Genomic DNA, 21,870 nt, shown 5'->3' on the forward strand with positions numbered 1-21,870 from the left:
GGGGCATTTTCTTTCGGTTTGCACCTACTCCAGGTTGAGGTTATTGCACAACCCCTACTGAAAGCTCTGCACAGCAAGGCTTCCTGGTACGCTGCTATGCTTCATCGCTTGGACGAACACACGAGTTGTCCGCCACTAAATACAATATAAGTTACGCTTGGCGAAAAGTCAAGTGTAAGACTTGCCTTATTTCACAATCTCAGCCAGTGCTTTCTTCATACGTCGCACGCAAGCGTGCTTAACGAGTTTGCTTTCGCAAACTCGCGGCATTTATTTTACAATATTTGCCAACGCAACTTTCATTCCGTTTTTCTGGATTGATTCCAAGTGACCAGCCACAGCGGCTTCAAGTCCTGCGACCTTTGTCAAATCTTCTTTCCAGAAGTCAACATTGCTCAAGACCTTGTTTGCGATAACTTTTGCGTCTTTTGTCTCTTTGTTGAGAGCAGCGAAGAATTCGAGGACTGGAAGAGTATCCAGGTTCTCGTATTCGCCTTCTTCTCGTTTAGAAATAAGACATTTCTGGCCTTTTGCGTTCTCTTTGATTTCTGTACCGTTGTAGAAGGCGATGAGGGCTGCGATTGAGAAGCCAAGCAGTTTTGGAACTGAGCCGTTCTTCTTGACAGACTGCAATACAGAAGGCAAACAGCGTGTCCAGTATTTTGCCACAGAGTTCAAAGAAATCTCAATCAAGCGGTGTGGGTTGAATGGATTCTGGAAGCGAGTCCAAACATCCTGTGCGTATTTCTTCAAGTCTTCCTGATCGCCGTCGATTGAAGGAACGATTTCATTGAAGATGATGTCGTGCATGAATTTCTGTGCATCAGCGTTCGGTGTGTTGAATCCGCTTCCGACTTTTTCAGAACATACGATATCCTGAACATAGTTTGAGCCTGCCAAGAATGCTGCCAAAACTGAAGATGTGTGTGCGCCGTTCAAGATGCGGACTTTGCGTGTGTGGTAGTAGTCCATGTTCTGAACCCACTTAACCTGCAAGCCGGCCTTAACGAGTGGAAGCTCGTCTTCGTGTGATTTTTTAGATTCGATAACCCAGAAGTGGAAGAGCTCAGCTGAGTCAAGGAGTTTGTCCTCGTAGCCCAGTTTTTCGCAGAGGTTTTCTGCCTGAGTCTTGCCGTTCTCTTCTTTTGCGAGGAGTGGGAAGTAGCCCGGAACGATGCGGTCAACCAAGCATGAGCAGACATCACAAGCCTCGTCGAACCAGTTGATGAAGTCCGGTCCCAGCTGCCACATTTCAGCGTAGCGGAGGATGTTGATGCGAAGGTTAAGACCTGCCTGGTCAGAAAGTTCACAAGGAATCAAAATCAAGCCCTTAGAAGTGTCGCCCTTGAATGCCTGGAAGCGTTTGTACAGGAATGCGGTGACTTTTGCAGGATAGTTTTTCTGTGGCTTCTGGTCGAGAGTTACTGGAACGCCGTCGATTTCTGTGTCAAAGCGGATACCAGCCTCAGTTGTGTTAGAAACGAGGAAGCGCAAATCCGGGCTAGAAGCCAGGGCGATATAGTCGTCATAGTTTGTGTATGGGTTGATTGAGCGGCTTACAGAAGTGATTGCTCGTGTCTCAACAGTTGGTTTTCCGTCTTTCATGCCGCGGAGAACTGTTGTGTACAAGTTGTCCTGAGCGTTCATCGCGTCAATCATGCCTTTTTCAAGTGGCTGAACGATTACGATGCTGCCGTTGAAGTCTGTTTTTTCGTTGACGATATCAATCTGCCAATCTACGAATGCGCGCAAGAATCCGCCTTCACCAAACTGAAGGATTTTCTCTGGGCGTTTTACTGTCTTTACTACATCTTTAATTGACTTAAGAGCCATACTAATTGAACCTCCGGAAGTTCATTAAAAAAATTTGTTCTATTCTATCACTAATTATAATTTGTGTCATGTGTTAATGAAGAAGTGAATAATTAAATGCAGAATCATAAAAAAGTATTTGTAAAAAAAATATATAACTTGTAAAAATACCGTCATCGTTGTAGAATATAAAAAAAATGGATATTTCCCACAAAGAACGAAGACTTGGCTTTATTCTCTCAACAATTCACGCTGGCTCCGCGCTCAAACTTTGGCATGAGCTCGCGACAAGAGCAATGGAAGATGGCGGGGCTTTTTTCATTTTCCCTGGCGGAAAGTTAGAAGCCTCCGATAAGCCTGAGCATCTACGAAACGAAATATACAAGCTTGCGAATTCTTCAAATATTGACGGCCTTATCAGTTGGGCATCGAGTTTGAGCGGTTCAGTTCCTGTTTCTGATATCGAAAATTTTCACAAAACATTTAAAGATATTCCCTTTGTCACAATCGGTCAAAAAGTCGAGGGTCATCCCTGTGCTGAATTTGATGCTTACACTGGCATGAAGGAGTTGGTTCAGCATTTTATTAAGGTTCATAATGTAAAAAAAATTGCATTTTTGCGCGGTCCAGAGACACACACTTCTGCTGAAGAGCGATTCCGTGGTTATAAAGATGCCCTTTCCGAGTCTGGTATTGATATTTCTGCGAAACTTGTAACAAGGCCTTTGGGGTGGTATGACGGTGTTGCTGGCGCAATTCAGTTGGTCGAAGAACGGGGACTTGTTCCGGGGAAGGATTTTGAAGCGCTTGTAACAGCAAGTGATTTAATGACTTTTGCTGCGGAGGGCTATTTTAAACAGCATGGAATTCGCATACCAAAAGATTTGCTTATCGCTGGATTTAACGATACCGAAGAAAGTCGCATGTCGATTCCTGCTTTCACCACGGTGCACATGCCCCATTCGGAATTGGGCGTTGTTGCCTACGACAAAATAAACGAACTTTTAAACGGTGAACTGGGTGTTTCAGATATTAATTTGCCAGCCTATCCTGTGATTCGCGAGAGTTGTGGTTGTACACATGCAAAGATATGGTCTTCAGATGTTAAAATCAGAATCCGTACAAGAGAGCAATTTTCAGAGGAAGTTTACAAAATTTTCCGCACGGACCCTAAATCAAACAAATTTGAGCCGATGCTTGCGGCGTTATTCGAAAATGACAGAACCCGCTTTTATGATTTGTTGACTCAAAGTGTTACGGAATATTTTAAAAATGACGGGGACTTGCTTAATCTTTTTACGGTCCTTTCGTTATTCCGAAATCTTAACTGTCTTGCTCCAGATTACATCGAAAAGATTATTCGTCATATTACGGTTCTTATTCCTCGAATTCAAGAAAGGGTTCTTATTCAAAAAAGATACGAATCCGAAAAAACAAATTCAAGTATAAGCGCGTTAAAAAATGATTTGCTTTCTGTTTTTGAACGACATAAAGTTGTTCCAATATTAAAAAAACGGCTTGTCGAAATCGGAATTCACACATTTGCCCTTGTTCTCTATGAGGATGAAACATATTCTACCTATGTCGGCGGTTTTGGCGGTGCCGAGGATGTTCACTCTGATGAAATTCGCTTTCCGCGAAGCAATTTCGTTCCAGAGCGATACTCTTCTGATTTTGCTCACGGCGCTTTTATAATTCAGCCCTTGTTTGTGGAAGATTGCTCTTACGGATACATCATTTGTAATTATTCTGGTTGCCAAGGAATTGCTTATGAAGATATACGATCCTCTCTTAGTGCGGCTCTTCAGAGTATTTTGCTTTTTGAACAGACGAATGAGTCAAGAAGGATTGCCGAACAGGCAGAATTTGCAAAAACAGAATTCTTTGCGAATGTTGGAAGTGATTTGTGCGACCCGCTCAAAAATATTTCATCAAAACTCCAACAAATGGAGGAAAATGTCGAAAAAAACATTCTCGACAAAGATATTCTTGCCGAACAGCTTTTGTTCCTTCGCTCTCAGATTGATTCTCAACTCGAAAAAACCGAAACTCTCGTTGATTTGACTCGTTCTCAGGTTGATGATTTGCCGATGGATAAAAAACTCTTTGATATCCGGCAAGTTCTTCACGGAAGTGCTGTCGCAGATTTGAATCGTGATATGCCGCTTCTTTTTGGAGATGCAGAACGGCTCAAGCGGGCTCTTCAGACGATTTTTGAATTTGCAGAGAAGACTCCGTATATTTCAGAAAAAACAGATGGAATTCACATCGAATTTTACTCAAGTAGATTTGATTGGCAAAAACCGGAGTTGCTTCTTGCGGAAAAGATTATCCTCCTGCAATTTGGTGATGTAGAAAAATCAGAAAACTATGCTGAGGTTACCTTGCCCTGGCCGAACCTTGCGGGGCTTCCTCCGGAAGGTCGTTCTATTGAAAATCTTGAGATGTATTCAGTTTCAGACTCAACATGTGAAATGAGGCTTGGTCTTAAGCCCAAATATGTTTTTGAGACTGGGGTGGTTCCCGAAAACATCGAAAATGCCATTCTTGTTTGGGAGCCAGATTCTGCCCCTATAGATGAATGGATAAAAGTATACGGTTTACGCCATAATGACGCTTTGTTCCGTGCTCCACTTGTTTGCTACAGCCGCAATATGATTGGGCATACTTTTATTGAAATGCTTGAGCAAAAAATAAAATCTCAGCGTGCGGCTCCGGTACTCTTTGTAAATGCCAAGCATACTCACTATGGAACTTGGGCTACTGATTCAAACACTGTAAGCATCTCTTCCATGGAAGAATTTGATCATATCCTTGAAGAAATCACACCGTCTCTGATTGTTTTTGAAAAAATCGATGAAGATACAATCCGACGAATCCGACAGAATCAAAAAACCGTTCTTGTTCCAATCTTGGTTCTTCCTGACACTGTGTCTACCGACGAAGAAATAGAGCTGCTTTGTTCGCATCCTCGAATTATTTTGTGTAACCGCGGGGCCGCAGAATCTGAGCAGTTTAATGAGCGTGTAAAAGGAATCCTTGCCGGTGAAGAAATTCTTCCTCCGCACACTGGCGCACTCGTAAAAAAGGCTATATTATATTTAAATAGAAATGCTTCCCAGCAAATTGTCCGATGGAAACTTGCAGATACCGTTCATGTGAGTGAAGATTATCTTACACGAATTTTCCATAAAGAAATTGGATTAAGTTTGTGGGAATACCTAAATAGGTATAGAATATATATAGCAACGAAAATGCTTCTGGAAACGAACGACACGATTTATGAAATCGCAGAGAATTCGGGCTTTCAGGATCAGGCGTATTTCTGCAGGGTCTTTAAAAAGATTTATGGTGTTCCTCCGGGCAAAATTCGTTCAAAATAATCATAAGAGAGTTCGGTTTTGTCCAATAAGGCATAAGGATTTTTAAAGTATAATTAGGTTACCAAGTGGTAAAATAATATATTGAGGTTAGGTATGAACGCACAAGAAACAAATGTTTTAACTGCACCGAAAAAGGATCTCTGGAAAAATGTAAAGAGACACTTTTCGGTCTATGCTCTTCTTATCATTCCTGTTGTGTACTATGCTATCTTAAAGTATGGTCCAATCGTTAATGGTCAGATTGCTTTTAAAAACTTCGCTCCTGTTGATGGTGTTTGGGGCAGTGTTTGGGTTGGTTTTAAGAACTTCAGCACATTTATCCATTCATTCTACTTTAGCGAACTTTTAAGAAATACAATTTTGTACAGTTTGGCAAAATTGTGTATTTCTGTTCCACTTTCAATTATATTGTCAGTGGCCTTATACGAATGTACGCACAATGTGCTTCGTCGTGTTGTTCAGACTTTGGCTTATTTGCCACACTTCCTTTCTTGGGTTATCATGTATGGTATCCTTCTTATTTTGCTTGCTCCTGGTGACGGTCTTGTAAACGACATCATCAAAGCTGCAGGAGGTACTCCAAAAGACTTCCTTACAAATACTGGCGTGTTCCCGATTGTAGTCGTTCTTTCGGATGCATGGAAGGAAATGGGTTGGGCAGCTATCATCTTCATCGCCGCTCTTATGGGTATCGACCCGTCATTGTTCGAGGCTGCAATGGTTGAGGGTGCTTCCGCTGTTCAGCGCGTTTGGTATATCACTATTCCTTCAATCAAACCAGTTATCGTTACGGTTGTTCTTCTTAAGCTTGGTACCGTTCTTGACGCTGGATTTAACCAGATGTTCATGTTGTACTCTCCTGCTGTTTATTCGGTAGCTGATATCATTGATACATGGGTTTATCGTCAAGGTCTTCTTCAGTTCGAGTTCGCTCTTGCAACTGCGGTAGGTATCTTCAAGGGTGTTATCGGTATGATTCTTGTTATGGTTTCTAACAAAGTCGTCAAGAAGTTGACGGAATCTTCACTCTTGTAATTTGAGGTGGTGCATAAAATGGAAAAACCAAAGACAGTAAAATTAACATCAGGTGATCGTGCATTTTACATTGGTGTAAACAGTTTCCTTGTTTTCATCGGTGTAATCATTGCTATCCCTATTATCAGTACAATTTCTTCTTCTGTAACTCCAAACGGTTACATTGGAACTACATTTGACAAATTCATCCTTATGCCATGGAAGTGGGATTCTTCAGCATATAAGGCTCTTCTTGGAAACAATGGTTTTACTCTTGCGTTCTGGAACTCAATTAAAATCATGTTGTTCGGTGTTGTAACATCTTTGTCCCTCACTGTTCCAATGGCTTATTGTATGTCTGTTCAGGATTTGCCAGGTCGCAAAATCCTCAACTACTTCGTTCTTATTCCATATTTGTTCAACATCGGTGTTATCCCAACATTCTTGGTTGTAACAAATCTTCATCTTACTAACCACTTGTGTTCAATCTTCTTGCCAGGTGCAATTGGTACATACAACTGTTTGATTATGCGTGGCTTCTTCGAGGGCATCCCAGAGTCTCTCAAAGAGTCAGCTCGAATCGACGGTGCGGCAGAATGGTATGTTCTTGTTTCTATCATTCTTCCTTTGTCAAAGCCAATCATCATGACAATCGGTTTGTATTATGCGGTTGGCTACTGGAATGACTTCATGCACGCCTTGCTTTACTTAACAGAAGCATATCTCCAGCCACTTCCAATTCTTACTCGAAACATCTTGTTGGGTGCTTCAATGAGTGATACATTGGATACAGGAACTGCGTTCGGTGCGGCATCTATTTCATCTATCAAGGCTGCTTGTGTATTCCTTTCAGCTATTCCGATGATGCTTGCTTATCCGTTCATCCAGAAATACTTTACAAAAGGTACAATGCTTGGTTCTGTTAAGGGCTAAGTTTAAATAAAAAATTAATTTCATTTGTTTTCAATTAAGGAGGAAAAAATGAAAAAGTTAATGAAGGGTGTTGTCGTTTCGGCAGCCGCTCTTGCAGCTTTGGCCATGGTTTCATGTGGCAATGGTAAAGCAAAAGGCAATGCAGTAGACATCGAACTTTGGTATGGTGCAGCCGCATCTGAAGCAGGTCCGATTCCAGCTGATTGGGTTGGCTATCAGATTATAAAAGATAAGCTTAACATCAACCTCAAACTCACAAACTTGCCATCATCAGAAGCAGATCAGAACACAAAGATCAACGCTGCTGGTGCTGCAAACACTTTGCCAGATCTCTTCATGGTTTCAAATGAAGTTTATGCAACTCTCGTTCAGAAAAAGTTGCTTGCTCCAGTTGATTCTATTTACAACAAAATGCCAAATCGTACTGCAAAATTGTACGATAAAGACTCACGCGCATTCACAACTATCGACGGACACTCTTACGCTCTCGCTCAGCCAGGCTCAATCGTTCGCAACGAAGGCGTTCTTATCCGCAAAGACTGGTTGGATAAACTCGGTCTCGCTGTACCAAAAACAACTGAAGAGTTCTTCAATGTTATGAAGGCTTTCACAGAGAAAGATCCTGATGGAAACGGCAAGAACGATACATACGGATACGGCGGATACCTCGAAGTTTCTGCAACAAACGAAGGTCTCGGACGACGCTTCGACCCACTCTTTGGTGCATTCGGCGTTGCTGGTACTTGGAACTTGGCTTCTGCTAAAACAGCTGGTCTTAACATCTACAAACCAGAATACTATGACGCAATGGTCTATGTAAAACAGATTGTTGACGCTGGTGTTATCGATCCAAACTGGTTGGCTTATAAGAAAGATGACTTCCGCGCTGCTTGGAAACAGGGACGCTTTGGTATCATGCGTGAGCAGAACGCTGCTTATGCAAACGAAGGTAACTACAAACCATTCGATAATAACTTCCCAGATGGTGAATGGATTGTTGTTGAGCCTCCAGTAGGACCAAAAGGTCAGTCAGCTGCTGGTACATACTCACAGGCTTATCGTATGTATGCTGTTTCAGCAAAAGCTGCTAAAGACGGAAAACTTGACAAAATCGCTGAACTCCTTGAATGGATGTCTTCTGACGAAGGCTACTATCTCCTCGGATGGGGTCAGGAAGGTGTTAACTATGTATTCGACAAGAATGGCGTTCCAACAACAGCTGGTCTTGCTGATCCATCAAAGGGATACACAGAATCTGCTATGATTCCTCTTACACAGCTCCGCAACATGGTTTACTACAATGGCGATATCGAATTGGCTTCACGCTACCCGACATGGTACTCAAAGAACGGCAAAGAGATGTCTGCTCTTAAAACTCTCCGCGAAATGCAGGCTAAATCTTGGACAGCTTGTATCGGTCAGGACAAAATGCCACAGCCAAACGCAGATGTTAAACGATTCTACGAGCAGGGCGTTGTTGAGTTCATGACTGGAAACCGCACTCTTAACCCAACTGAATGGCAGAAATTCCTCGATGAATTCTCTAAGATCGGTGGTAAAGAATGGAACGATGCAGGTATCCAGACTGCTAAAGAAAAGAACCTCATCAAATAATTAATTAAACTTCGTGTTTAATGAAGAGGGCACTAGATAAATCTGGTGCCCTTTTTTCATTTTTAAATTGTGTATAAGTGAGATTGTTTTTGTGGAAAAAGTCTTTAGTTTTCCACAAAATATGCAAAATTTGTTAAAAACTTGTGGATAAATTGGTGAAAATTAGCTACTATTTCCACATGAAGAATGATTTTAGAAATGAACTTGCAGTTTGTGGTTTTGAAGCGGTTAAAGCTCTCGTGAAATGTAATCCGCAGAAAATTCGTCGTTTTTATTATACACGCGATCGAATGATGGATTTTAAGGATTTATTTAAGCAATTAGCCGAACGAAAAGTACCTTATAATAATATCCCGGAAGGGGAGCTTGAAAAATTGAGCGGCACAGTGCATCATCAGGGGGTAGTCGCCATGATAGAGCAGCCGGAAATCCCTCATTTGAACACCGACATAACTGACGGCTGGCTTCACAATAAAGAGAGTGCGATTTTGCTTGATCGCGTAGGAAACGCAAATAATCTTGGTGCGATTGTACGCAGCGCGGCTTTCTTTGGATTCAAGAATATTGTAATTCCGCGGGATGAAGAGCAAACTTCGGTAACGACGAGTTCTTATCGAGTAGCTCAGGGCGGAATGGAATATGTCAATGTGTATTCGATTCAGTCTATTGAGAAATTGCTTGTCTCTATGAAGGGGAAGATGATTCGCTTTGGAACAGATGTGCGAGGCGACACCCCGGTGGAAGATATTCCGGAATTATGTTCAGAAAAAACCAAGCCTGCTCTTATTGTTCTTGGAAATGAAGAGCATGGTATTTCAGGGCTTGTGCGAAGAAACTGTGACGCGCTTATTCGGATTCCATTTGCTGCAACGCTTGATACAGACAAGACCCAGCCAATTGAGAGCCTGAATGTGGCGCAAGCGGCGGCGATTATTCTGTATGAGTGTAGGAAATTAACGAAATAAAAGAAGAGGGGATGACCAATAATTATGAGTCATCCCCTTAACTTTATCGGTTCATTTCGGATTGTTTGCCTTTTGTTTTGTGAGCCTTAATGATTGAGCTTATTTCGGCAAAATCTGAAAGGGGAAGGTCACCGAAGATTGTATTCTTGGTGGCACAAGTTGCGTTTCCGAATTCAGTTGCTTTTTGAGGATCATCGTATTTGAGAAGACCGAAGAGAACTCCGGCACAGTATGCATCCCCGCTACCAATTCGGTCAACGACATCGATGTCTTTGTAAGGCTCTTCTGTGTAGAACTTGTCGTCTTTTTTTGAGTAAACGACAGATGTGAAAGAATGGACTTTCGGGCTGATGACTTCGCGCATTGAAGAGGCAATGTAGCTGATATTCGGGAAATCTTTGCAGAATTCTCTGTGCATATCTTCGAGGGAGCCTGTTTTTTGGAACATACGGCGGCAGCTTTCTTCGGAAATGAAGAGAATGTCAACGAAGGGGAGAATTGACTTGATTGTAGTGCGGGCTGTGTCTTCGTCCCAGAGATTTGCCCGATAGTTTACATCGAAAGCGATTTTTGCGCCTGCTGCCTTAAATTTTTTAATCATTTCGATGGCAAGAGTGCGTGTGTTTTCGCTGAGGGCGAGGGTGATTCCAGATGTGTAGAACATTCTTGTTTTTGTGTAAATGTCATCAGGAATTTCTGACGGAGAAATTTTTGTGATTGAAGAATTTTTGCGGTCATAAACGACTGTCGGTTTTCGCGGATATGCGCCGTTTTCGTAATAGTAAATGCCGACGCGGGCTTCTGGCGAATCATCAAAAATAATGTAGTCATCGCTGACGCTTGAAGCACGGATTCGATTCTTGATGAATGTACCCAGCTGGTTTTTTGGGAGGCGGGTGATAATACCTGTTCGCAAGCCTAAGAGAGAGACGCCTGAGGCAACATTGAGTTCTGCGCCACCAGCGTGCTTTTTGAAAGAATCGCTTTTGCTGATAAGTTCATTAACCGACGGTGAGAGGCGAAGCATGATTTCGCCGAATGTAATCAAATCAAATTCTTTGTGTTCCATATTCTTCTATTTTATCCTTTAATCGGTCTGTAAACAAGTGGAAATCGTTTCATTTTCGTCTTTATCTTCCGATAATAAAAATATGAGTGAAAAGGGAAAGAATAATAAGAAGAAAACCGGGCTTGGACTTGCAATCTGGATTCTTTTGATTTTGATTATATTGATTGTTTTTTTGGTTAAACAGGAAGAAATCAAGGAAAATTTTGATAAATCGGGAGCGACGGCTCTCATCGAAAAGAAAATCGGAAAAGAAATTTTTGATGATAAAAAAGACTCTAAGAAATCAGAGGACAGCGGCGAAATCATTATCGATTTGACGAAAAATTCTAAAAAGACTGAGCCAGTCGCAAAAACTGATACTCCTGCAAAAAAGGAAATTACCGAAGCAAAAAGCGAAAGCAAATCGGAAAATACAGTAGATTCTTCGAAAAAAGATTCAAATTTGAAAAAAGAGCAGGAATCAACGGAGACAAAAAAAGACAAGCCCTCAGCTAATACGATTAATGCAGAAAAGAAGCCGGTTGTAACGGCAAAATCTTCGCCAAGCGTAACTTCGGCTGAGAAAACCGTAACTAAGACTGTGACAAGTGCGCCTGCTAATACGACAAAAAGTAAAATCTGCTTCGTGGCGCTTGATTCTGATGGCCTTGTCGTGCGAAAGGAAGTGAGCAGAAGCGTTGCAAAAGACTCTCCATTGGCGGAAGCTCTGAAAGAACTTTTAAAAGGTCCTTCTGCCACGGAGGCAAAAACCGGCTGTCAGTCTTATATTCCTGAGGGCAGTAAATTGCTTGGGATTTCGATTAAAGACGGAATCGCGACATTGAATTTTAATGAGGAATTCCAGTTCAATAATTACGGCCCGGTGGGCTCGAATGTTCAGTTGATGCAGGTTGTTTATACGGCTACAAGTTTTTCAACTGTAAAAAAAGTGCAGTTCTTAATTGAAGGGAAAAAACTTGATTATTTGAGCGAGGGTGTTTGGGTTGGAAGTCCTCGCGGACGAAATGATTATTAGTTTACGGTAAAAGCCGCCCCGCTATGGAGCGACGCGCTTGCGCGGTTCGAAGCACTGAGCGTTAGCGAATCGCGGAACAGCGTCAGTGAGAAATAGCGGCGCAATTATAATTATTCAAAGCTTGCCAAAATCGCATTGAAGTATTTTTTGTTCGGCTCGTAGGCACCCGCAAAAACGGTGAGGGTATATAAAGCTACAGTTTTTGAATCGATTTCACGCAAGAATTTAAAATCATAGGTGTAGCTGTCGTTTTCGGCATGATAGGAAATCTGTGTGTAAAGAGTTCCATTTAATTTTTCTTCGATTTTTTGGTTTTGCCAATTCGGATAAATCATTTGATTTCCCAAAAGAAGACGACGCTTTAGTACATCGATTTGATTTTCTTTTTGAGAAGTGACTTCATTTACAGAGAATGCTGCCAAATTTCCCAAAGTGAGAAAATTTTCTGCTGCTGCGTTCCATGAAGAATCTAATTTTGCCTTGAGTTCTGTAGAGTTTTCCGTTGCCTTATAATTTACTTCAAGAGGTTTGGCCTTCTTGTCTTTTTTGAATTTGTGATTTTTATCGGTGAATTTTTCTTCAATTCCTGTGAACTTGGCGAAACTCTGGTCTTCGGCAGAAATTAGCTGACCTGCCGTTACGATTTGCAGAACAGTTTTTTTATCGACGGAGACGATTTTTTCGAGATTGAAAATCGGGATAAGCGGATTGAAATAAAGTGTGACTTTACCGCCAAACTGTTCATAATCCTGATAATCGTTCTTTTCCTTCGAGATATCACCGACATTTTGGCGGCGTTTTGTCATCTCGTAGAAAAAATCATGGATATAATTGATTAAATCCGTGTCGTCAGGCTGAATTGTGCTCATAATTCGCTCGCCGGTAAGTTCAAGGTCTTTTTTTTCAGAGTCAATGGTAAAGAGAATATGAATATTTTTTTCTGGTTTTAAGGATTTGCCCTTGCCTGTGACAGGAGCGTAATAGCGAAGGGCATAAGTTGATTCATCGTAATAGAGAATACCGATGTAAGATTCCCGCTCAAAACTCGTGTCCCGGTAGTAGACATACTGGCCGGAAAAATCTGGCACTGATGGCGTGACTGCTGGCAGAGCGAAGGAAAGCGAAAGATGAAAAATGAAAATTAAAAATATAACAAGTGATTTTTTGAAAAGATTCATGGATTGTCCTTTTTGGCGATTTAAGGGAGAGAAAGCCGTGCTCAAGGGCGACAAGTAATGTCCTTGAAACACGGCAATGACAGGCAATTTATGCGTTCAGCTGGGCGAGCGCGTCTTTTACGAACTTGATTGCCTTTGCGGCGGCTTCCGTGGCTGGAACAAGTTCGGCTTCGCTTGCGGCGCGGGGCTTGAACTCAATGTTCGGAAGATTTTTGTCGCCCACGGTGATTCGAAGCGGGATTCCGATAAGCTCCATGTCGGCGAATTTTACGCCAGGACGCTCATTGCGGTCATCCAGCAGAACTTCGATTCCGGCGGCTTTAAGTTCGTCGTAGATTTTGTCTGCGGCTTCTTTCATGGCGCCTTCGTATTTGATTGGAACGATACAGACCTGGAATGGAGCGACGGTCATTGGCCAGATGATGCCTTTTTCGTCGTTGTTTGCCTCAATGATTGAAGCGAGGGTGCGGTCAACGCCGATTCCGTAGCAGCCCATGGTCGGCTCGGTTGGCTTTCCGTTCTGACCAAGGAAGGTGACATGCATTGATTTTGTGTATTTGTGACCCAGCTTGAAGATGTGACCAAGCTCGTTGCCTTTTTTCTGATAGAAAACGCCTCCACAGCAGGCACATTTGTCGCCTTCTTTGACGGTGCGGACATCTGCGTTAATGTAGGGAGTGAAGTCACGGAGTGGTTCAACATGCTTTACATGGTAGCCGTTTTTGCCAGCACCGGTGATTGCGTCGTGCATTCGGGCCTGACCGTCCTTTACGACAGAATAATCCACTACAAGCGGGCATTTTGATGTCATTGGGCCGACAAAGCCGTGGCCTGCCTGAGCGTATTCGAGGATTTCTTCATCTTCTGCAAGAACGACTTCGCTTGCTTTGAGAGTTGCGGCAAGTTTTGCTTCGTTTACATCCAAATCAGAGCGGATACAGACGCAGGCGTAAGAAAGAGGATAGTAGTCACCGGCCGGATCCTTGACACGCTTCCAGTTTTTGGCGCAATTCAAGGCCGAATAGTCAAGGGAAGAGTTGATTACGCGGTAAATGAGACACTTGATGAACATTTTTGGCGACTCATCGAAGAATTTTTCCATGTCTTCGATTGAGAAAACATTGGGAGTCTCAACTTCTTCAAGAGCCTTGTCTGTTGCGGCGACTTTTTCGCCCTTTTTGTTTGTTGAGTCGTCCAAGGCGCACTCGGCCTTTTCCACATTGGCGGCATAACCGCACTTTTCGTTAGGACAGATGATAAGGGTGTCATCGCCGATTGGAGACTCAACCATGAATTCTTCTGAGCCGCTTCCGCCCATTGCACCTGAATCAGCCTTTACGGGAATGATTTTGAGCCCAAGCCGCTTGAAGATGCGGAAATATGCCTTTTCGTAGGCCTTGTATGACTCGTCCAAAGATTCGTCATCGGCGTTCATGGTGTAGCCGTCGGCCATGATGAATTCACGGCCCCGCATAACACCATATCGGGGGCGGATTTCGTCCCGGTATTTTGTGTTAATCTGATAGAGGTTCACGGGAAGCTGCTTGTATGAGTCGAGGCCGTCACGCACGATGGCAGTGTAGGCTTCTTCGGCAGTGGGGGAGACGACCATGTCCTGCTCGCCCCGGTTCTTTGCCTTGAGCATCTGAGGCCCCATTGTTTCCCAGCGGCCAGATTCTTTCCAGAGTTCGCCCGGTACAATTACGGTTGGCTTGAATTCCAAAGCGCCGGCGGTTTCGTTCCATTCCTCACGGATGATATTTTCGAGTTTATAAAGAGAGCGTACGCCCAGCGGAAGATATGTATAAAGACCGTTTCCAAGTTTGCGTGTGATTCCTGCCCTGAGCATGAGTTTGTGGCTCGCGATGACGGCCTCAGCCGGTGCCTCGCGTAGAGTTGAGATATAGAATTTTGAAGTTTTCATGGAAGATATTTTATTGAAAATTTGAGAGATATACAACAAGAAGGATTTTTTAATGCAGGGCGGTCCGGCACTTCCGTGCCGTCGCTATGTCCGCCCTTCGCTAGCGCTCATTCCTGCGCTCAGTCATTCCGACAAAAGTCGGAATCCCTTCGCTACGGAACTTCGGGGCTCCCAGCGCTACCGCAGCCCTACATCGATAAATGCAAATGCCGTGGTAAGCCGTCTACCATGATTGGTGAAAGCTCTGCCTGGATGAGCGGGTGGATGTAGTGAATCAAATCGTTGGTGACATAATCATCGTCGGTAATCCAGTCCATTGGAACCTTTTTTTCGACATTGGCGATTTTGCTTACATCCGCTGTTTCGGTGATGCACATGTAAGGATCGTCTGAGACTCGCTTTAAGACAACGACTTTGCCTGTTTCGCCTTCAAATGCCGCTTTGACTGCCGCACCGCCTACATTGTATGCCTCGGTGATGTCAGTTCGGCTGGACATGTGAGCCGCACATCGCTGGAGGGTAGAAAGTTCGATTGCACGAGCTTTAGTTCCTAATTCCGCGGTGATTTTGTTGGCTAGGAATTTTGCCGTACCGCTCATCTGCTTGTGACCGAAGGCATCGACGAATTCAACATGCTCAGCAAGTTCGAAAACGAAGCGACCGTCTGCAACCCGGACACCTTCTGAAACAGCGACGACGATTGATTTGCCTGTTTTTGAAAGCTCTTTGATTTTGTTGATGAAGTGGTCAACATCGAAGACTTTTTCTGGCAAGTAGATTAAATCTACGCCTTCACAGTCATCTGATTTTGCCAGAGCCGCCGCCGCCGTGAGCCAGCCTGCGTTTCGACCCATGATTTCAACGACGGAAATTGTAGGATAGTCGTAGACATGGCCGTCGCGGATGATTTCCTTCATTGTTGCGGCGATGAATTTTGCCGCGCTTCCGTAGCCCGGAGTGTGGTCAGTGATTGCAAGGTCATTGTCGATTGTTTTTGGAACACCCATGAAGCTGATGTCGCTGTTTACGGTTTTTGCGTATTTTGAGAGCTTATCGATGGTGTCCATTGAATCGTTGCCACCAATGTAGAAGAAGAATTTGATGTCGAGTTTTTTGAGGATTTCAAAAATCCGCTCGTAAGTTGCCTTGTCCTTTTCGACATCTGGGAGCTTGAAGCGGCATGAGCCAAGGAAAGATGACGGCGTGCGTTTGAGCAAGTCGATTGCCATTGTTGAGTTGAGCTTGTCGGTCAAATCGACATATTTTTCGTCGAGAAGACCTTTGATTCCGTTGCACATTCCGTAGATTTTCTTTGCGCCACGGTCAAGTGCCGTTTTGAAAACACCTGCCAAACTTGAGTTGATTACTGCTGTTGGACCACCTGACTGTCCGACGATTACATTTCCGTTCATATCTTGCTCCAAATTGAATAATTGATTACCTGAATTTTCAGATAAAATCACTAATTACATTTTACCACGAAATTCCATAAACACAAGGGTATCGAGAAAATTTGGAAATAAAAAAAATCCACTCCGATGTGGAGTGGATTTACCGCAAAAAAGCGTTTTTTACGACGGTTGTTTTCCGATGTAAGCGAGGATACCGCCGTCAACATACAGGATGTGGCCGTTTACAGCGTTTGAAGCGTCTGAAGCCAGGAATACTGCAGGACCTGCGAGTTCCTCTGGGTCGAGCCAGCGTCCAGCCGGAGTTTTTGCGCAGATGAACTGGTCGAACGGATGTCGGCTGCCATCTGGCTGTTTTTCGCGGAGAGGAGCTGTCTGTGGAGTAGCGATGTATCCAGGTCCGATACCGTTACACTGGATGTTCTGTCCGCCGTACTCAGAACAGATGTTGCGTGTGAGCATTTTGAGACCGCCCTTAGCTGCTGCATAAGCAGAAACTGTCTCACGGCCGAGCTCTGACATCATAGAACAGATGTTGATGATTTTTCCGTGGCCTTTTTTAATCATGCCCGGAAGAACTGCCTTAGAAACGATGAATGGTGCGTTCAAGTCAACATCGATAACCTGACGGAATTCCTCTGCTTTCATTTCGAGCATTGGGATTCGTTTGATGATACCAGCGTTGTTTACGAGAATATCGACTACGCCGACATCTTTCTCGATTTTTTTGACTGTTTCCTGAACAGCATTTTCGTCTGTAACATCACAGATATAGCCGTGTGCTTTGATTCCAGCCTCTTTGTAGTTTTTGAGACCGTTGTCGAGCTGTTCCTGTCCGCGGTCATTGAAAACGATTTTTGCGCCAGCAGCAGCGAAAGCCTTAGCGATAGCGAAACCGATTCCGTAAGAAGCACCTGTTACCCAAGCGACTTTTCCAGTGAGGTCAAAATCCTTCATTTTGAATTCTGCCATTTAAATCCTCCAAAAAATTATTTCGATTCAGGAAAATCCTAAAAATCTACCATTTAAAGATATTATATTTGGGCAAGGGAATCAAGATAGTTAGGATTCCTAATTCCCTAGTTTGTAAGCCCTTTTTTCGTTCATGGGCGATTTTTTTTTGTATATGAGGACAAATTTTGTAATTTTGAAATTGTTGAATGAAAAGTGTTTTTTTTGTTATCTTTAAGATATGCGAAAATTTTCTTTTTTATTCTTAATCTTCTGTTCGTTTGCATTTTTTTCATGCTCAAAACCTGGCGATTTGACTGTAGGACGGGCAATGAAATCTTATCAGAATCAGAATTATGATGAAGCACTCAAGCTTTTTAAGGCCTCCTTGGAAGAGGAGACAAATTATTCGCCTGAGTTGATTTATAATTTTATTGCTACAATCTATCTTCAGCAGGATGATTTGGAAAATGCACTTGTCTATCAAGAAAAGAGCACAGAACTTAGACCAGAATACCGAGGTCTTGTTTCTTTGGGAATGACAATGCATTTGTTGCAGCGAGATGCAGAGGCGGAAGGTGCATATCGAAAGGCGATTGATTTGAATCCACAGAAGGGCGAGGCTTATGCGAGTTTAGGCGCGCTTTATCTTGGGCAGGGAAGGGCAAAAGACGCAATCGTAAATTTAAAAAAAGCCTCTGATTTGGAGCCGAAAATTGCCATGATTCACGCGAATTTGGCGGTTGCTTATGCGGCGGACGGTCAGGCAGAACTTTCCGAGGCAGAATTCAAAATCGCTGAGGAACTTAAATGCGAGAATCTTGAGGAATTCCGTTCCCGCGCAGAAAATTTTTCTGAAAATCGCTAAATTCGTTGACATGTTACCGAATGTTCGGTATATTTTTGTTACCGTATGTTCGGTAACAAAATGGCTAAAAATTTAAACTCAAAACCAACAAAAGAACTGATTCTCGACGCCGCTTTTTCTTTCCTCGAAAGGCCTTTTTTTTCGTCTTTTTCTATGAATGAGCTTGCGGCAAAAGTCGGAATTTCAAAGCCTGCCATTTACCGCCATTTTAAAAACAAAGATGATTTGCTTGACGCAATGGAAAACCGAATCGTCGATAATATGGCAGATTTGCTCAAAGATATTGCCTCAAAAGATTTTGAAACTACAAAAAAATCCTTGGCGGGCCTGATTCGGTATTTCATTGAGAATCCCAGCCATATCAATTATTTTATCGCCCAGATGTCGCAGAATCCGAATTATGAGGATCGTCTTTTTAAAAGACTAAGCGAACGGAATGTTTCATTTACTGATATCGAAAAAGGTCAGCCCTTCTATCTTGATAATTTCAAAACTGACATGAGCCTTTTCGCCAAGCACATTTTTTCGGGCATGTCGCTTATGTATTTCGTCAAGTTGCAGGAAAACCTTCGCAGTGAGGGCAAAATCGCAGGTATGCCGCATGATTTTTCTGAAAAAGTCGTGAATCTTCTTTTAAATGGCTTTTCCGGAACTTGTGAAAAAGATAATCCGATTTATCCTCAGGAAATCACCAGGGAGCGTCAGAAAGAGCTGTTCGATTTGTGCAAAATTTCAGAAGATTCTTTCCCGGCAGAAAATCGGATTTTTACGGCACTTGCGGCTGTTATCGAAAAATACAAGATGGGCGGCGTAACTGTCGAGCGTATTGCTGATGAGCTTGGTATGGCAAAAAGCAGTCTCTACGAGTATTTCGACAACAAAAATCAAATGATAAAAACTCTGGTCAATAAAGAGCTTTTGCTCTTGGAAACAATTGCCAATGAAAATACGGTCGAGGCAAAGAATTTTACAGAATATATTCTGATTCAGATGTATTCGGAATTGGAGTATTTTATGCATCGTCCGTCAATCATTCCGATTTGCGGCTGGCTTTTGATGAGCAATGACAATTCCTTTGAGGAGAATCAAAAAAAATCCGAGGAGTGTAACGATTATCTGGAAGTTTGGGTAAAGTGGCTTCCTGAGCGGATTAACTCTCCTGATTTAGGATTTCCTTATTCGCCGAAAATGCTTACGACTTGGGCGGGGGTTTTGCCGGTCGCATTTCTTGTGGAGGCAAAAGGCAAAGATTTGAGCAAGGAAAAGTTCATGGAAGGTTTTAATTTCATGATTGATTATATATTTAATGGAATAAAATAACGGAGGAATAAATGAAAAAAATCGTAAGTCTGATTTTGATTTTTTTTACGGCAGTAACTTTTACTTTCGCGCAAGAAGATTCAAAATCTGAGACAAAAGAAGAAAAATCAGAAGTCATAAAGCTTTCGATTGAGGACGCTGTGAGCTACGCGCTTTCACACAACCGCACTCTCAAAAGCAACGACATCGATTTGGAAATAAAAAAACGGGCTTCCAGCAATTCTTGGAATGTGTTTTTGCCAAATGTTCAGGCTTCTGGAACGATGAGCCGCGCAAATGAGTATAACCCAGGAACAGCGGCTACAAACAAAATGATGAGCCAGCTCACTGGTGGCGCATATCCCGCTAAAACGGACTACGACAAAGAAGAGGACAGATGGTCTACGGTGGGAACGGTTTCTGCCAGCTGGAATTTTACGCCGGCATACATTGCCCAGATAAAAATTGCAAAAGCCCAGTACGAGGCAGGAAAAATCTCCTGGGAACAGAGCCAGCGGGAGACAATCACCAACATCAAAAAGATGTATTATGGCCTTCTCTTGCAGCAGGAAAGCCTGAAAATTCAAAAGACATCTCTGGAAAATGCCCGGCAGCGAATGATTCAGGCGCAAACAAACTTCAGAAACGGCGCTATCCCCGAAATCCAATATTTGCAGACTCAGGTAAACTATGAGAACGCAAAACCTGATGTTGACAGCGCAGAGCAATCACTGACCCAGCAAATGGATTTGTTTGCCTTTATGATTGGTATGCCGGTTGGAACAAATATAGAACTGACTGATTCAATCGAGCCTGTGTATGTTGATGTCTCGGCAGATGATTTGCTTGCGAAATATTCCGACAACGATCTCCAGATTCAGAATCTCGAAAAGAACAAACTTGCGGCAAAATTGGGAATTACGGCTTCTGAACTTGCGACATGGCTTCCTACCCTTGCCCTTAGTTATTCTTATCAGCCGGTGTACATCGGTTCGGAAGGAGCATGGCATTTTTCTAAAGACATTGGAGACGGTGAAAAATGGTATGATTCAGGCTCTTTCAGTGCAACTCTTGTTTGGAACATCACAAACATGCTTCCTTGGTCTTCTAACCGTCAGAAACTAAAGGACTACAAACAGCAGCTTGTCCAGCTTGATCTTTCAATCGAAAGTCTCAAAGAGAATCAAAAAGTGCAGGTCAGAAAGGCTGTTGACACCCTCACTCAGGCAAAAGAGCAGATTGATGTCATGGGAAGAAATGTTACCCTTGCTCAACGGGCTTATGATATGACGGCTCGTTCTTACAGAAACGGTACGACAGAGCTTCTTGATTTGCGTGACGCCGAGGCTTCCCTCAATCAGGCAAAGCTCGGTCAAATCAATCAGAAATTCCAGTACATCTCGGCTTTGATGGATTTGGAAAATACGCTGAATGTAAGCCTTACGGAATCAAAATAAAAGATATTCCGAAATCGTTTCGGAATCTAAACAGGAACTAATTGGAGGAAAATATATGAAACGAACAGCAAAATCAGTAACCACTGTGGCAGCGATAGCCGCAGTCCTTACACTCATCAGTTGTGGAAAAAAATCTGCTGCGAATACAGAGGATAACAAAGAGGTTGAGACCTTGTACGCCGTTTCAACATATAAAACTGTGGCGGGAAATCTTGACGATTACCTTGAATTTGGCGGTGATGTGGCTTCTGTGAATGAGGTTATGGTTTTACCGGATCAGGCAGGAAAAATTACGAATATCCTTGTAAAAGTCGGGGATATGGTAAAAAAAGATCAGGTAATTGCCTATGTAAATCCGCTTCGTGTTGGAGTTGTTTATAACGACAGTCCCGTTAAAGCTCCTATTGCGGGTCGAATCACTTCGCTCCCTGTAACGGTCGGCTCAACCGTCTCTCAGTCATCGTCTGTTGCAAAAGTTGCCCGCACGGATGACCTTGAAATCAGAATAAATATCGCTGAGCGTTTTATCAGTCGAATTTCAAATGGACAAAAAGCGACTGTTACATTTGACGCATATCCTAGCGTTGAGTTCGGGGCAAAAATCTTTGAAGTTAGCCCTGTTTTGGACACTTCAACACGCACGATGGGCGTAAAACTTCGGCTTAATCCGCCAGATCCACGGGTAAAAGTCGGTATGTACGGACGAGTACGCCTTGTCACGGACAGCGTAAAGAATGCGATTGTCCTTCCGTCTTCTGCATTGGTTACTCGTGATGGGAAAAATTATGTTTTCGTTATTTCAAGCCCAAAATCAGGAAAAAATGCAGCTGTAGTCAGTCTTGTCCCAGTTACAAAGGGAATTGCGGTTGACAACAAAGTTGAAATAACAAAAGGTCTTGAGGTCGGTGATGAGGTCGTCATAAAAGGACAGACTTTGCTTAATGACGGCTCAAAAGTCAACATAGCTTCGTCTAACTAG

General features: G+C 43.0%; 16 protein-coding genes. 10 read left to right on the top strand and 6 right to left on the bottom strand.

Going from position 1 to position 21,870, the window contains the following annotated elements; all coding sequences use genetic code 11:
• Positions 1–270: 270 nt before the first annotated feature.
• The gene (locus B2089_RS11560; RefSeq protein ID WP_296320001.1) at positions 271–1,833 is read right to left on the bottom strand and encodes a tagaturonate reductase; all 1,563 of its coding nucleotides are present in this window, start codon (positions 1,831–1,833) and stop codon (positions 271–273) included.
• Positions 1,834–2,009: 176 nt separating this feature from the next.
• Between B2089_RS11560 and B2089_RS11565 the strand changes: the two genes are divergently transcribed.
• From B2089_RS11565 to B2089_RS11585, 5 genes are all read left to right on the top strand, one after another.
• Positions 2,010–5,195 carry a helix-turn-helix domain-containing protein gene (locus B2089_RS11565; RefSeq protein ID WP_296320004.1) on the top strand — a complete coding sequence of 1,062 codons (3,186 nt, stop codon included), beginning with the start codon at positions 2,010–2,012 and terminating at the stop codon, positions 5,193–5,195.
• A 93-nt stretch (positions 5,196–5,288) separates the two neighbouring features.
• Positions 5,289–6,230 carry an ABC transporter permease gene (locus B2089_RS11570; RefSeq protein WP_296320007.1) on the top strand — a complete coding sequence of 314 codons (942 nt, stop codon included), beginning with the start codon at positions 5,289–5,291 and terminating at the stop codon, positions 6,228–6,230.
• A gap of 18 nt (positions 6,231–6,248) precedes the next feature.
• Complete coding sequence (locus B2089_RS11575) at positions 6,249–7,142, top strand: carbohydrate ABC transporter permease (protein ID WP_296320010.1); 894 nt, start codon at positions 6,249–6,251, stop codon at positions 7,140–7,142.
• Positions 7,143–7,190: 48 nt separating this feature from the next.
• Positions 7,191–8,756, top strand: coding sequence for an extracellular solute-binding protein (locus B2089_RS11580; RefSeq protein WP_296320013.1), 1,566 nt, complete (start codon positions 7,191–7,193; stop codon positions 8,754–8,756).
• Positions 8,757–8,935: 179 nt separating this feature from the next.
• On the top strand, positions 8,936–9,721 hold the full coding sequence (locus tag B2089_RS11585) for a TrmH family RNA methyltransferase (protein WP_296320017.1): 786 nt from the start codon (positions 8,936–8,938) through the stop codon (positions 9,719–9,721).
• A gap of 43 nt (positions 9,722–9,764) precedes the next feature.
• Here B2089_RS11585 and B2089_RS11590 read toward each other — a convergent pair whose 3' ends face one another.
• Positions 9,765–10,790, bottom strand: a complete 1,026-nt coding sequence (locus B2089_RS11590; protein WP_296320021.1) for a sugar kinase — start codon at positions 10,788–10,790, stop codon at positions 9,765–9,767.
• Between the two features lie 82 nt (positions 10,791–10,872).
• On the opposite strand from B2089_RS11590, the gene B2089_RS11595 reads away from it, so the two are divergent.
• Positions 10,873–11,805, top strand: a complete 933-nt coding sequence (locus B2089_RS11595; RefSeq protein WP_296320023.1) for a GerMN domain-containing protein — start codon at positions 10,873–10,875, stop codon at positions 11,803–11,805.
• Positions 11,806–11,915: 110 nt separating this feature from the next.
• Here B2089_RS11595 and B2089_RS11600 read toward each other — a convergent pair whose 3' ends face one another.
• From B2089_RS11600 to B2089_RS11615, 4 genes are all read right to left on the bottom strand, one after another.
• Positions 11,916–12,983: a hypothetical protein gene (locus B2089_RS11600; RefSeq protein ID WP_296320026.1), complete on the bottom strand. Its 1,068-nt coding sequence runs from the start codon at positions 12,981–12,983 to the stop codon at positions 11,916–11,918.
• 88 nt (positions 12,984–13,071) lie between these two features.
• Entirely contained in the window at positions 13,072–14,907 is a 1,836-nt protein-coding gene (locus tag B2089_RS11605; RefSeq protein WP_296320038.1) for a proline--tRNA ligase, read from the bottom strand.
• Between the two features lie 188 nt (positions 14,908–15,095).
• Positions 15,096–16,319 carry a 6-phosphofructokinase gene (locus tag B2089_RS11610; protein ID WP_296320041.1) on the bottom strand — a complete coding sequence of 408 codons (1,224 nt, stop codon included), beginning with the start codon at positions 16,317–16,319 and terminating at the stop codon, positions 15,096–15,098.
• Positions 16,320–16,478: 159 nt separating this feature from the next.
• Entirely contained in the window at positions 16,479–17,288 is an 810-nt protein-coding gene (locus B2089_RS11615) for a gluconate 5-dehydrogenase (RefSeq protein WP_296687404.1), read from the bottom strand.
• 310 nt (positions 17,289–17,598) lie between these two features.
• On the opposite strand from B2089_RS11615, the gene B2089_RS11620 reads away from it, so the two are divergent.
• From B2089_RS11620 to B2089_RS11635, 4 genes are read left to right on the top strand one after another with little or no spacing between them, the layout of a single operon-like run.
• On the top strand, positions 17,599–18,135 hold the full coding sequence (locus B2089_RS11620; RefSeq protein ID WP_296323786.1) for a tetratricopeptide repeat protein: 537 nt from the start codon (positions 17,599–17,601) through the stop codon (positions 18,133–18,135).
• Between the two features lie 60 nt (positions 18,136–18,195).
• Positions 18,196–19,455 carry a TetR/AcrR family transcriptional regulator gene (locus tag B2089_RS11625; RefSeq protein ID WP_296323783.1) on the top strand — a complete coding sequence of 420 codons (1,260 nt, stop codon included), beginning with the start codon at positions 18,196–18,198 and terminating at the stop codon, positions 19,453–19,455.
• A gap of 11 nt (positions 19,456–19,466) precedes the next feature.
• Positions 19,467–20,891 (top strand): TolC family protein, encoded by a 1,425-nt coding sequence (locus tag B2089_RS11630; RefSeq protein ID WP_296323781.1) that lies wholly within the window; start codon positions 19,467–19,469, stop codon positions 20,889–20,891.
• A gap of 55 nt (positions 20,892–20,946) precedes the next feature.
• A complete protein-coding gene (locus B2089_RS11635; protein WP_296323777.1) occupies positions 20,947–21,870 on the top strand; it encodes an efflux RND transporter periplasmic adaptor subunit in 924 nt (307 codons plus the stop codon).

It is taken from the genome of Treponema sp. UBA3813, assembly GCA_002368605.1.
Lineage (GTDB): Bacteria > Spirochaetota > Spirochaetia > Treponematales > Treponemataceae > Treponema_D.

Coding starts and splice junctions, on each gene's coding strand:
- B2089_RS11560 (WP_296320001.1), bottom strand. CDS start 1,833: ATGGCTCTTAAGTCAATTAAAGATGTAGTAAAGACAGTAAAACGCCCA.
- B2089_RS11565 (WP_296320004.1), top strand. CDS start 2,010: ATGGATATTTCCCACAAAGAACGAAGACTTGGCTTTATTCTCTCAACA.
- B2089_RS11570 (WP_296320007.1), top strand. CDS start 5,289: ATGAACGCACAAGAAACAAATGTTTTAACTGCACCGAAAAAGGATCTC.
- B2089_RS11575 (WP_296320010.1), top strand. CDS start 6,249: ATGGAAAAACCAAAGACAGTAAAATTAACATCAGGTGATCGTGCATTT.
- B2089_RS11580 (WP_296320013.1), top strand. CDS start 7,191: ATGAAAAAGTTAATGAAGGGTGTTGTCGTTTCGGCAGCCGCTCTTGCA.
- B2089_RS11585 (WP_296320017.1), top strand. CDS start 8,936: ATGAAGAATGATTTTAGAAATGAACTTGCAGTTTGTGGTTTTGAAGCG.
- B2089_RS11590 (WP_296320021.1), bottom strand. CDS start 10,790: ATGGAACACAAAGAATTTGATTTGATTACATTCGGCGAAATCATGCTT.
- B2089_RS11595 (WP_296320023.1), top strand. CDS start 10,873: ATGAGTGAAAAGGGAAAGAATAATAAGAAGAAAACCGGGCTTGGACTT.
- B2089_RS11600 (WP_296320026.1), bottom strand. CDS start 12,983: ATGAATCTTTTCAAAAAATCACTTGTTATATTTTTAATTTTCATTTTT.
- B2089_RS11605 (WP_296320038.1), bottom strand. CDS start 14,907: ATGAAAACTTCAAAATTCTATATCTCAACTCTACGCGAGGCACCGGCT.
- B2089_RS11610 (WP_296320041.1), bottom strand. CDS start 16,319: ATGAACGGAAATGTAATCGTCGGACAGTCAGGTGGTCCAACAGCAGTA.
- B2089_RS11615 (WP_296687404.1), bottom strand. CDS start 17,288: ATGGCAGAATTCAAAATGAAGGATTTTGACCTCACTGGAAAAGTCGCT.
- B2089_RS11620 (WP_296323786.1), top strand. CDS start 17,599: ATGAAATCTTATCAGAATCAGAATTATGATGAAGCACTCAAGCTTTTT.
- B2089_RS11625 (WP_296323783.1), top strand. CDS start 18,196: ATGGCTAAAAATTTAAACTCAAAACCAACAAAAGAACTGATTCTCGAC.
- B2089_RS11630 (WP_296323781.1), top strand. CDS start 19,467: ATGAAAAAAATCGTAAGTCTGATTTTGATTTTTTTTACGGCAGTAACT.
- B2089_RS11635 (WP_296323777.1), top strand. CDS start 20,947: ATGAAACGAACAGCAAAATCAGTAACCACTGTGGCAGCGATAGCCGCA.